The sequence below is a fragment of the Mahella sp. genome, from assembly GCF_020054945.1.
In the GTDB taxonomy this organism is placed as follows: Bacteria; Bacillota; Clostridia; order Mahellales; family Mahellaceae; genus Mahella.
The window spans coordinates 1-12246 of record NZ_JAIHAU010000006.1 but is presented as its reverse complement, the minus strand read 5'-3'; the positions used below and the strand labels follow the sequence as shown (position 1 = coordinate 12246).

Genomic DNA, 12246 nt, shown 5'->3' with positions numbered 1-12246 from the left:
ATGCCTAAACGCGCATTGGGAAAAGGTCTTCAAGCTTTGATACCCGAATCCGTAAATGAAACGGGCGAGCATGAAATACAGGAGCTGCGTATATCCGATATAGATCCTAACGGATTACAGCCGCGCAAGTTTTTCGATGAAAATGCGTTGAACGAATTGGCTCAATCCATAAAGCAGTACGGCGTAATACAGCCGATAACCGTCAAACCTGTCGACGACCGGTATATGATCGTAACAGGCGAGCGGCGCTGGCGTGCTGCCCGAATGGCCGGCTTAAAAACTATTCCTGCTATAGTAAAGGAATTCGATACCAGAGAAATTCTTGAGATAGCGCTTATAGAAAACCTTCAAAGGGAGGATCTTAATCCTTTAGAAGAAGCCATGGCCCTGAAGACATTAATAGATGACTTCGATCTGACCCAGGAGGAATTGGCAGCGCGTGTCGGCAAAAGTCGTTCAGCTATAGCGAATACCATACGCTTGCTCAATCTACCGCAAAGTGTGCAAGGCATGATAATGGAAGGCCTTTTATCGGCAGGTCATGCCCGCGCTCTGCTATCGGTCGAGTCTGAGGAGTTGCAACAAAGCTTGGCCAAGTCAACGGTAGAAAAAGGGCTTACGGTGCGCGAGCTTGAAGAACTCATAAAGCATCAAAATAAAGGGCATGATGGATCGGATAAGCGCAATAAAAACCCCCACACGCCATTTCAGGAATATGCAGACTCACTATCACGTATGTTAGGTACCAAGGTAAATATAATATCGGGAAAGCGAAAGGGCCGTATAGAGATCGAATATTACGATACGGAAGATCTTTATAGAATATTGGATGTGTTAAACAAGTAAAAATGTTTCACGTGAAACATTTTGGCGAAAATGCTCATTTCAAAGGGAAAATCGTCAAAAGAGAGGAGGTAGGCCGGCGTTTTACGCCGGATCGATTATGATGTTTGATAATAGAGAGCAGGCCGGGCAGCTATTGGCCCAAGAACTATTGAGGTTATCTGTCAAGAACCCTATAGTAATAGGTATACCCAGAGGAGGGGTTATCGTAGCATATCAAATATCTGCAGCCCTGCATTGCCCATTAGACATAATAGCCCCTCACAAGATTCCCTCCCCAATGGACCCGGAGATAGCCATAGGATCTGTGGCCCCCGATGGCACGGTTTTTTATGATGAAACGGTAATACATATCATGCACGTTCATCCGGATTATCTGGATGCGGAAACCAGACGCCAATTGGAAGAAAGCCAAAGGCGAATGCAGTTTTACCGTCGCAACCGCCCTTATCCCGATCTAAAAGATAGAACCGTTATATTAGCCGATGATGGTATAGCTACCGGCATGACATTAAAAGCGGCGCTCCACAGCATACAAAGCAAGCAACCTTCATCCATAATAATAGCCGTACCGGTGGCCCCGCGTGAAACCCTGAAGGAATTAAGAAGGCATTATAATGTGATATGCCTTCATGAGCCCGACACCTTCTACGCGGTAGGACAATTTTATAAAGATTTTGAACAGATAACCGATGATATGGTAATCGAATTATGCGATAAGTCGATCAACGCGCCCAAACAATGACGCCTATTCGCCATTCGCTTCTTCTGTTAGGCTGACTTTCATGCTGAATTCGGGAAACGGGGCCGTGTCCCGGTATAAACTTCGCCAAACCGCAGAGACTAAATCGATAAGAGACAACTTTGACAGGAGTGATGGAATATTGGCCCCGGCAGAATTTTTATATAAGTCCCGCAAAATATATGATTTTATATTTAACGTATTTCCCCTGGTTGATAAACAACTGGAAACATATGCAGGCATAGCCCGGCATATGCCCGATAAGACATTATCCAAACAAGCTCTGGACAGCATAGCCACAAAAAAATTCCATTGTCAGGGCGGAAGTATTTATGCACTCTATCCACATACCGACGTCGATAAAATGGTAAACTTTATAGTTGCTTATCAAACTATAAGCGATTATCTGGACAATCTATGCGACAGAAGCGGCGTATTCGATGAAACAGCATTTAGAAATTTACATCTGGCAATGACCGATGCACTTCTGCCCGATGAGCGGTTCGGCGACTATTACAGCTGTTATCCGTACAGCCAGGATGGAGGCTATCTTCGATATCTTGTAAATGAATGCAAAAATGTTGTAAACCTTATACCGGCATATAAGGTAATCAAAGATAAGATATTGTATTTGGCCGGAATTTATTCCAACCTGCAGATCTATAAGCATCTGGCGCATGATATCAGGGAAGATAAATTGATCCGCTGGTCAGCCATGCATATCGACTCCGGCTATCCCAATCTCAACTGGTGGGAATTCGCCGCCGCAAGCGGTTCAACGCTAGGCATATTCGTGCTGGTGGCATGCGCTTTCGATGCAAACCTCCGCGCCGAAACCGTTCAAGACATATACGACGCATATTTCCCATGGATATGCGGTTTACATATACTGCTCGACTATTATATCGACCTATACGACGACGCTGGAAACGGGGATCTCAATTTCGTCAGCTACTATAACGATGATCAGGATTGCGAAAAACACATAAAAGGCTTCTATGCGGCATCGCTGAACGCCATCGCACGCTTAAAGGAGGCATCATTCCATAGAATGGTGGTGGATGGCCTTCTGGCTATGTACCTTTCCGATCCTAAAGCCATAGCAAATGAGCACATAAAATACACTCAAGGAATCATAAATGCTTCTGAAAATTATGCACAGCTCTTATACCGCATATGCAAGCTGATAAGGCGCATGGGCAGGCTCTGAGCACCGCTGTATGCATGTCTTTATCGACCGGTAAGCGAAGATCTGCGTTTGTGGCATGACTTGACGCTTCCCTGCTGTTCCACCAAAGCCGCGATCCCATCAGCATCGGCTACAGTAGCATCCAGAGGCACCTTGCTCATCGAACGAAGTTATCTTGCATCCGGTTAGGCCCATTGCACGTCAGAACTGTCTGCCGATGATATCTAGCGCCAATGCTATGAGCGCCTGCCTATAGATACTATGCGGTAGCTGATAAAGCAATTCAACGGCCTCATCTACGTACTGCCTGGCTTTGCTTTGCGCCATATCCACCGCACCCGAGCATATAGCATCGTTTATCATGCCCTGCTTTAGATCGGCATCCAATGCTCTTTTATTCACCGCATCCGCATACCTGCCGCTGTTATCGCTTTTGGCCAACATATAAATAAAAGGCAAGCTTATATCGCCCTCGCTTACATCCTGTCCGACCGATTTGCCGAGCGTCTTTTTATCCCCTGTGACATCGAGAATATCATCCGTAATTTGAAATGCCCGACCTATCTTATAGCCAAACGATCCTATCAGATTTATTTCACGACTGCCGGCTCCTGCACTTTGCGCGCCGGCCATACAAGATGCGCATATTAGAGATGCCGTCTTTTTGTCTATGTAGTCCATATAATCCTGTTCGGTAACGCTTATATCGAATCTTCTGCAAGATTGTACTATTTCTCCCGAGCACATATTCTGTATGGCATTTACGAAATAAAGCATGCTGTTTATAAGTCCATGCTCTGACAGAATCTCAAACGCCTTAGCAAAAAGAACATCACCGGCCAATACGGCGACATGATTGCCGAAAATACTGTTTATAGTCGGATTATTCCGTCTGTAATCCGACATATCGATGATATCATCGTGGACCAGCGATGCCGTATGAATAAGCTCAGCCGCAACCGCTGCATGTATCATTTTCTCATTCATCTCGCCGAAGCACATGCCCGATAACAGGACCAGCCTCGGCCTTATTCTTTTACCACCATCAAAAAGGCCGCTGAGCATACCTCGAATTTTATCGTCGCCTTCCTCTATCGCATGCGACAGTTCATCCTCCACACATGCCAAGCCTTGGCTTATCTGCGGTATATCATATCCCTTAACCTGTATCACAAAGAAACGTCTCCTTATATGCTATATACATCAAGGTATTTTGCTCATCAATATATAATTTTATTCCCCAGCGGTTGTTTCACGTGAAACATCAAAGACTTTGCCGGCAACGGTATCTATGAGCAGCCATACCGGCTTTGACACAGGTTGAGCGGTATAACCGGAGGAAATGATGGATGGTATATCGTATTCAAAATGCTCCACATATGCATACTTTCTTATAAGCTTGGGATCAACATCCACAAAATGCGGCATATATTTCCGCACGATGCATTCATTATCGAGAATGGCCCTCTGCACGGCTTTTGCTCGTTCATCGCGCGAAGGCGTCGTCCACGTGGGATGCGACATAGCCGGATGCTTAAAGAGATAATCAAGGCGAATCAGCTCATGTATGAGCCCAATAGGCTCATAACCGGAACAGCGGGCAAAATCCGCCATTATACTGTACAATGCCTCATCCCTATGCTTGTATCCGTAATAGCCTCTATCATGCCAATAACAGCCCAGCAGGCAGTAAAAATCAAAAGCGCTACGATGAAAGTTTTTTATGATATAGTTCAACGTGTGTACCAGCCTGCCGCTATTGTAGTATTTATTCAACACATCTTCTACCCAGTGCAGCTTGCAAAGCTCATCGAAACTTATGCTGTCATTGGACAGCACCTCATATGGTGGATAGTCGTCGTATGCATAACCGAATCGTTCAGCCGTATTACGCAGCCCGGAACCTTTGAGTAGCTTCAGGAAACCAAGCTGCAAGACATCCGGTCTCAATTCATATGCATAATCAAAGGAACGGCCAAATGATTGAAGATCCTCTTTTGGCAGTCCGGCTATGAGATCCAAATGCAGGTGTATGTTGCCGCACCGCGCCAGCATACCGACGACATGCGCCAGGTGATCCAAATCAACGCGGCGCCCGACGGCCTCAAGGGATAAATCATTTGCTGACTGTATGCCTATCTCAAACTGAAACAATCCATTGGGTATGGATGAAAGAAATGCCAGCATATCGTCGTCCATTATATCGGCGCATATCTCAAAATGAAACCTCATGCCTTCCGGTCTTTTATCATAATCGGCTATAAAGCGCCATATATCCATGGCGCGGCGTTTATGAGCATTAAAGGTACGATCCAGAAACTTGACCTGCTTTGCGCCTGACCGCATTATACGTATAAGATCATCTTTGACGCGAGCCATAGGCACATACCTTATGCCATCGATGGTGGAGGACAGGCAATATGAGCACTTGAAAGGGCAACCCCTCGAGGTTTCATAATACACTATCCTGTTTGCGGCGTCTATATGGTCCACGGCATCGGCCATGCCAGGTATATCATCCATATGAGCCACTACGGCAAAACCAGCACCGCAAATAACATCGCCATTGCGATAGTATACGCCTTCTATCCCATCGGCTAACCTCCTGCCATCTTTCAACCGCTTTAGCAGTTCTGCAAAGACCCCTTCTCCTTCGCCGCATACTATATAATCGACCTCATTATGCCGCTCGAGCAGTTCCCTGGCATCATATGATACCTCAGGACCGCCCAGTATTATCGTAACATCCGGTAATACTTTCTTAAGCGCCGAGCATAGCCGCCATATCATATCTATATTCCATATATAGCATGAAAATCCAACTACATCCGGCCTGCTTGAATATATTTCTCCAAGAACATAATCTATTCCATCATTTATTGTAAATTCTTGTATTTTTATATTACCTATGCCAGTCGCGGCCGCTTCGAGCTGATATAGGGCCACCGCAGTATGGGTAAAACTGGAATTTAGCGCTATTAATTTTATAAACATCTATTTCGCCTCACAAAGGATATTTCCAAGGAAATCAAGGCCTACATTATCGGTTTTTTGGACGGTATACCGGCGCGGCGCGGATAAGCGGTGGGCGTACGAGTGACTTTATTGAGCACCACTATACGCCTTTCACCGCCAGACATGGGCAGCTCGGCGCGCAGCACGTCGCCCAGCCTTCCTCCCATAAGGCTCACGGCCTTACCCGCCTTGGCCAGCTCATCATCCACATCCGGCCCTTTCATGCACAGCACGTATCCGCCTAATTTGGCAAATGGCAGGCAATACTCGGCCAACACCGGCAGAGAGGCCAACGCCCTGGCCGTCACTACGTCAAAAGCCTCCCTATACCCTTTCTTGCCGGCATAATCCTCTGCCCTCCCCCATATGAGCTCGACATCTGCAAGCGAAAGCGCCTTTATGACATAGTCTAGAAAATTCAATTTCTTTTGCACCGAATCCATAAGGCATACCTTAAGCGACGGAAAGGCTATCTTCAGAGCCAGGCCGGGAAAACCCGCCCCCGTACCTATATCCATAAGGCGGGCATCCGGTCGTATAACCCCGGTGCCGCAGCACAGCAGGCTGTCTATGAAATGTTTTATTATTATACCCATATCATCGGTTATGGAAGTAAGGTTAATGCGCTCATTCCATTCGATCAGCATATCCTTATACGCCATGAATCTATCCACAGCCTCATCATCCAGCGATATACCGCATCTTAAAGCCTCGTCCCTCAAAAAAGCCCTCACATCTTCCATTGATATCCCTCTACAGCCCGTGCTGCTTCAAATATATAAGCAGCACTGATATATCGGCGGGCGACACGCCCGATATGCGCGATGCCTGCCCGATCGACTGCGGCCTTATCCTGTCCAACTTCTGGCGCGCTTCTATGCGCAGGCCTTTTATGGTGGCGTAATCTATATCGTCGGGCAGTTTATGGTCCTCCATCTTCTTAAACCGCTCTATCTGCATCCTTTGTCTGGCGATATAGCCCTCATACTTGATATTAATCTCCACCTGTTCTATAGCCTGCGGTAACAGATCCGGCGGTCTGCCCTTATCGATAGGTGCCAGCATAGCATAGCTTATCTCGGGCCGCTTGATCAGATCGTAGAGGGTTATGCCGGTCTTTACAGGTTGGCTGGACAGCTTATCCAAAAGCTCGTTTACCTCCGCATCGGGCGCTATAATGGTACTTTTCAAGCGCTCCAACTCACTTTGCACCTGATCCTTCTTAAGCAAATACCGCCCGTAGCGGTCAGCGCCGACCAATCCTATATCATATCCTACAGGCGTCAACCTCATATCGGCATTATCCTGGCGGAGCAAAAGGCGGTACTCGGCGCGCGATGTCATCATGCGATACGGCTCGGCAGTACCCTTGGTGACCAGGTCGTCTATAAGGACGCCTATATAGGCCTGTGAGCGGTCCAATATAACGGGCGGTCTGCCCTGTATCATGCGCGCGGCATTTATGCCGGCCATAATGCCCTGGGCCGCGGCCTCCTCATAGCCCGAGCTGCCGTTTATCTGACCGGCTGTAAACAGGCCGCGTATATGCTTCAGCTCAAGCGACAGTTTGAGCTGTGTCGGGTCTATGCAATCATACTCTATGGCATAAGCCGGCCGCATTACCTCAACATGCTCCAAACCGGCTATCGAGCGCAACATCTCGATCTGCACATCCTCGGGCAGGCTGCTGGACATTCCTTGGACATACATCTCATCGGTATTCAATCCCTCCGGCTCTATGAATATCTGATGGCTGGGTTTGTCGGCAAAGCGCACCACCTTATCCTCAATGGAAGGGCAATATCGCGGCCCCACACCTTTTATATCGCCCGAAAAAAGCGGCGATCGATGCAGATTTCTCCTTATTATTTCATGCGTCCGCTCGTTGGTGTATGTCAGATGGCACGGCACCTGCCTGACATCCAGTTTATCATCCATAAATGAGAACGGTACGGGCGGTTCATCGCCCAACTGCAACGCCATCTTTGAAAAATCTATGCTGCGGCCGGCTACCCTGGCCGGCGTACCCGTCTTAAAGCGCTGCAGCCTTATACCTAAAAGTAAAAGGTCCTGCGACAGATGCGTGGCCGGAAACATACCGTTGGGGCCGCTGCTATAGCTTACCTCGCCTATTATCACACGACCGTTCAAATATACGCCGGTGGTCAATATTACAGCTTTGGCGCGATATATCGCACCTGTATGCGTCACGACACCACGTACGGCGCCCTCCTCAACCAAAAGGCGCACCACCTCGGCCTGTTTTACATCAAGATTATCCTGTTGCTCCAGCGTTTGCTTCATAACAGCCTGATAAGCCTTCTTATCGATCTGAGCCCTCAGCGAATACACCGCCGGACCTTTTGACGTATTAAGCATACGCACCTGTATGGTTGTTTTATCCGTGGTTATACCCATCTGCCCGCCCAAAGCATCTATCTCGCGTACCAGATGCCCTTTGGATGTGCCGCCTATAGACGGATTACATGCCATCATGGCTATACTATCCAAATTTATGGCTAATACCAGCGTCCTGCAGCCCATTCGCGCCGATGCAAGGGCCGCCTCACATCCCGCATGGCCTGCGCCGACCACTATCACATCGTATGTGTTTAATTCAAATTCCATGTAAATATCTACTTCCCCACACAAAAGCGTTCAAAAATCCTGTCTACCACTTCATCCTCCACCGTCTTTCCGCTTATGAGGCCCAGAGCCTCTATAGCATCTTTTAAGTCGACGGATACAAGGTCCATAGGCATACCGTCGTCTATGGAAGCCAAGCATCTCTGCAGTGCCTCGGCAGCCGACATCAAAGCCTCTTTATGCCTTACATTGGTCACCATAGCCTCATCCGACGCTATAACTTTGCCATGATACACCATATCTGTTATCGCATTTTCCAAATCCTCGAGACCATGTCCTTCTTTAAGCGACATTTCTATCACCGGTACATCGGGTAAAACAGCGTTCACCTCAGCCTCTGTTACCATCATTCCAAGGTCTGATTTGTTCAATACGACTATGGCTTGTTTAGAGGATATAAGCGACGCTATAGTCCTATCGTCTTGATGCAAGGGCTGCGATCCGTCCAGCGTAAATATAACAAGGTCGGCCCTGTAAACAGCCTCGCGCGTTCTCTCAATGCCTATGCGTTCTATCTCATCGGCCGCTTCTCTTATACCGGCTGTATCTATGATATTGAGCGCTATTCCGTTCACATTGACATAGTCCTCTATTAAGTCGCGCGTAGTACCAGGTATATCGGTAACTATGGCCCTGTCCGCCTTGAGCAGCGCATTCAGGAGCGAAGATTTGCCGACATTAGGCCTGCCTATTATAGCAGTCTTCAAACCTTCGCGGATTATGCGGCCCGTATCGGCCGTAGCCAGTAGCTTTTCTATGTCGTCATACCCGCCTTCGAGCTTATTGCGCATATCCGCCGCGCTCAATTCATCGACATCCTCTTCGGGATAATCTATAAGCGCTTCTATATGCGTCAGCACATCCAAAAGCGCAGCCCTTATCTTTTCTATACTCTCCGACAGCTTGCCCTCGAGCTGCATAACGGAACTAGTCAGGGCCACGTCGGTTTTAGCCGATATTATATCCATGACCGATTCAGCCTGCGCCAGATCGATTCGTCCGTTCAAAAAAGCGCGTTTTGTAAATTCACCGGGTTGAGCTAAAACAGCCCCTTCCCTTACAGCGGCCTCCAGCACCCTTCGCAAAGGCAGCATGCCGCCGTGACCGCTTATCTCTACCACGTCCTCGCCGGTATACGAATGTGGCCCGCGCATAACGCTGACCAGTACCTCATCTATATCGTGGCCGCTAACCGGATCTTTTATATGACCGTACAATATGCTCCGATTCGGTGCATCTTTTATCTTCCGGCCCTTTATATTTATAAATATACTATCAGCTATATCGATAGCTTTTGGCCCGCTTAAGCGTACTATGCCTATACCACCCTCGCCTATTGGCGTGGATATGGCCGCTATAGTGGTCTCCGAAAATATTATATTTATCGCCTCCATCACATTTACACATATATAATAAATGCTCAGTATCTATCATACCGAGCATTTAAGCAAAAAAGCTTCTATTTCAATGTTATAACGACCTTGCGCCGCGGTTCCATACCCTCGCTATACGTCGTCACATCCGGATCGTCCTGCAGCGCCGTATGCAATATGCGCCTTTCATATGCGCTCATAGGTTCCAATACAACCCTACGGTGCGTGCGCTTTACCTTATCCGCCATCTTAAATGCAAGGTCGACAAGCGCTTGCTCTCTCTTTTTTCTATAATTCTCCGCATCCAATATTATCTTGCCCTGCTCCTCGCCATCGCGGTTACATGCCAAGTTAGCCAAATATTGCAAGGCATCCAGCGTTTCTCCCCTATGCCCTATCAAACGACCTATCCTTACGCCTTCAATATTCATTATAACATCGCCGTCATCGCGCTGTTCCACCACAATGCTGGCATCGACTTTCATGCGTTCTATAACGCCTTCCAAAAATTCCTTTGCTTTATCGGCTTTTTTATCTTTTACCGTAACCTTAACCTTAGCCGGCTTAGAACCCCATAACCCTAATATGCCCTTGCTGGCCGGTTCCAATACCTCGATATCCACATCATCCCTTGATACGTTCAGCTCGTCCAAAGCCGATTGAATAGCTTCCTCCTCGGTACGGCCAGTGGCTTCTACGAAACGCATTCTATATTAACCCTCCTTTACCGTCTCCGGTACTGCACTTGTGTTTTTAGGCCTTATAATCAAAAACTCCACCACCTGGAATATATTGCTTGCAACCCAGTATAAAGCAAAAGCCGAAGCATAGGTAGACGTTATATATACTGAAAACAACGGTAAAAATATGCTCATGGTTTCCTGGCTGCAACCCATGGGATTCTGCTGTTGCGCCGATGACGACGCCTGCGGTAGCATGGAAAGCTTCATATACAGATATTGAGTAATACCCGATAACGCCGGCAATATGAAATAACCGTTTATCTCACCCGCCTTGGTGGTCACCCAAAAAGCATCGGGCAGGCTTATATCCTTGATCCATAAGAAACTCTGCCCCACCAGAGCGCCCGGATTATCAGGCGTACCTACTAATTCCCTTATAACAGCGAATAACATAATAAGAAGTACCATTTGTACTATAGCAGGTAGGCAACCGCCCAATGGGTTTATTTTTTCCTTCTGATACAGCTCCATCGTTTTTTGCTGGAGCTTTTGCTTATCTTTTCCGTATTTCTTTTCCAATTCTTTTATTTTCGGCTGAATGGCATTCATCTTGTCCGTGGAACGTCTTTGCATTATATCGAGCGGCGCTAGCACAGTGCGTATCAATATAGTGAATATAATGATAGCATAAGCATAACTCCCCACCATTCCGTTTATCCATTCGAGAACCGATGCTAAAGCAGCAGTCATCTAATTTTCTCCTCTATTTTTCTCATTTCACAGGGTCATAACCGCCGGGATTAAATGGATTACAAGACAATATGCGTTTTATAGCCATAAATCCACCCTTCAACGCCCCGTATTTGGATATGGCTTCATAGGCATATTGGGAGCACGTAGGATAAAACCTACAGCTGGGACGTTTCAGCGGCGATATATACCTCTGATAAAACCTTATGGTAAACATCAATATATACTTCATATTTCATCAACCCTATTCTTTTTATCGATATACAATCCGGCCCTTTTCAATACATCCAGCACAGCGCGTTCCATATCGTCATATTTTAGACTTTTATTTCCGGTGCGGGCTATAAATATCAGGTCATAGCCCGGTTTTATATCATTTATATGCAGTCTGAAAACCTCTTTGATCAAGCGCCTCACCCTATTGCGCACAACACTTTTACCTATCTTTTTGCTGACAGAAAAGCCGGCTCTTACATTGCTCTGCCTATTTCTGGCAAAGTATAATACTATATCCTTATTGGCCACGCTCTTTCCAACTCTATAAACGACCCTGTACTCCCTATTATGCCTTAGCCTGTTATCCTTATTCCATCCTGGCATGCTATACACTCAGGCAGATAATACCTTTCTGCCCTTTTGTCTGCGGCGTTTCAAAACCTTCCGACCATTTTTGGTGCTCATTCTGGCCATAAAGCCGTGCACCCTTTGTTTATGCCTCTTTTTCGGCTGATACGTTTGAAGCATGTTAAACAACCCTCCTGTAAAGCTAATAATATATTACATCGTTTTATTATAACCTATGTCTTGATATTTGGCAATCCTTCAAACAATATTTTTCACCGCGCCCGAAACATATGAGCCATAAGATGAGCAGTTACCAAGCCTGACCATATTCCGAATCAACAGAACTTCAATTCGTAATATATAGCTGAAATGAGTAATATAAAGCGATGCAAGTGATATAAAGCCGGAGAACGCCTTGAAATATTGCGTAGGCGTACTCAA

General features: G+C 46.7%; 13 protein-coding genes. 3 read left to right on the top strand and 10 right to left on the bottom strand.

Features of this window, described 5'->3' with window-relative positions:
* From JG770_RS02440 to JG770_RS02430, 3 genes are all read left to right on the top strand, one after another.
* Complete coding sequence (locus JG770_RS02440) at nucleotides 1–846, top strand: ParB/RepB/Spo0J family partition protein (protein WP_291954734.1); 846 nt, start codon at nucleotides 1–3, stop codon at nucleotides 844–846.
* A gap of 97 nt (nucleotides 847–943) precedes the next feature.
* Nucleotides 944–1588, top strand: a complete 645-nt coding sequence (locus JG770_RS02435; protein WP_291954731.1) for a phosphoribosyltransferase — start codon at nucleotides 944–946, stop codon at nucleotides 1586–1588.
* A 40-nt stretch (nucleotides 1589–1628) separates the two neighbouring features.
* Nucleotides 1629–2795 carry a tetraprenyl-beta-curcumene synthase family protein gene (locus JG770_RS02430; protein ID WP_291954728.1) on the top strand — a complete coding sequence of 389 codons (1167 nt, stop codon included), beginning with the start codon at nucleotides 1629–1631 and terminating at the stop codon, nucleotides 2793–2795.
* Between the two features lie 180 nt (nucleotides 2796–2975).
* Here the strand turns inward: JG770_RS02430 and JG770_RS02425 are convergent, their stop codons facing one another.
* The 10 genes from JG770_RS02425 to rpmH form a co-directional block, all read right to left on the bottom strand.
* The gene (locus JG770_RS02425; RefSeq protein WP_291954725.1) at nucleotides 2976–3947 is read right to left on the bottom strand and encodes a polyprenyl synthetase family protein; all 972 of its coding nucleotides are present in this window, start codon (nucleotides 3945–3947) and stop codon (nucleotides 2976–2978) included.
* A 60-nt stretch (nucleotides 3948–4007) separates the two neighbouring features.
* Nucleotides 4008–5768 carry a B12-binding domain-containing radical SAM protein gene (locus JG770_RS02420; protein ID WP_291954722.1) on the bottom strand — a complete coding sequence of 587 codons (1761 nt, stop codon included), beginning with the start codon at nucleotides 5766–5768 and terminating at the stop codon, nucleotides 4008–4010.
* Nucleotides 5769–5809: 41 nt separating this feature from the next.
* On the bottom strand, nucleotides 5810–6532 hold the full coding sequence (rsmG, locus tag JG770_RS02415) for a 16S rRNA (guanine(527)-N(7))-methyltransferase RsmG (RefSeq protein ID WP_291954720.1): 723 nt from the start codon (nucleotides 6530–6532) through the stop codon (nucleotides 5810–5812).
* Between the two features lie 10 nt (nucleotides 6533–6542).
* Nucleotides 6543–8417 carry a tRNA uridine-5-carboxymethylaminomethyl(34) synthesis enzyme MnmG gene (gene mnmG, locus JG770_RS02410; RefSeq protein ID WP_291954717.1) on the bottom strand — a complete coding sequence of 625 codons (1875 nt, stop codon included), beginning with the start codon at nucleotides 8415–8417 and terminating at the stop codon, nucleotides 6543–6545.
* Between the two features lie 8 nt (nucleotides 8418–8425).
* Nucleotides 8426–9829 (bottom strand): tRNA uridine-5-carboxymethylaminomethyl(34) synthesis GTPase MnmE, encoded by a 1404-nt coding sequence (gene mnmE / locus JG770_RS02405; protein ID WP_291954716.1) that lies wholly within the window; start codon nucleotides 9827–9829, stop codon nucleotides 8426–8428.
* Nucleotides 9830–9894: 65 nt separating this feature from the next.
* Nucleotides 9895–10515 (bottom strand): RNA-binding cell elongation regulator Jag/EloR, encoded by a 621-nt coding sequence (gene jag / locus JG770_RS02400; RefSeq protein ID WP_291954713.1) that lies wholly within the window; start codon nucleotides 10513–10515, stop codon nucleotides 9895–9897.
* A 6-nt stretch (nucleotides 10516–10521) separates the two neighbouring features.
* Nucleotides 10522–11241 carry a YidC/Oxa1 family membrane protein insertase gene (locus JG770_RS02395; protein ID WP_291954710.1) on the bottom strand — a complete coding sequence of 240 codons (720 nt, stop codon included), beginning with the start codon at nucleotides 11239–11241 and terminating at the stop codon, nucleotides 10522–10524.
* Between the two features lie 22 nt (nucleotides 11242–11263).
* Nucleotides 11264–11473: a membrane protein insertion efficiency factor YidD gene (gene yidD, locus JG770_RS02390; protein WP_291954708.1), complete on the bottom strand. Its 210-nt coding sequence runs from the start codon at nucleotides 11471–11473 to the stop codon at nucleotides 11264–11266.
* Nucleotides 11470–11841 carry a ribonuclease P protein component gene (gene rnpA / locus JG770_RS02385; RefSeq protein WP_291954705.1) on the bottom strand — a complete coding sequence of 124 codons (372 nt, stop codon included), beginning with the start codon at nucleotides 11839–11841 and terminating at the stop codon, nucleotides 11470–11472. The genes yidD and rnpA overlap by 4 nt, the downstream gene beginning before the upstream one ends.
* 9 nt (nucleotides 11842–11850) lie before the next feature.
* Nucleotides 11851–11985 carry a 50S ribosomal protein L34 gene (gene rpmH / locus JG770_RS02380; protein WP_291954701.1) on the bottom strand — a complete coding sequence of 45 codons (135 nt, stop codon included), beginning with the start codon at nucleotides 11983–11985 and terminating at the stop codon, nucleotides 11851–11853.
* Nucleotides 11986–12246 lie beyond the last annotated feature (261 nt).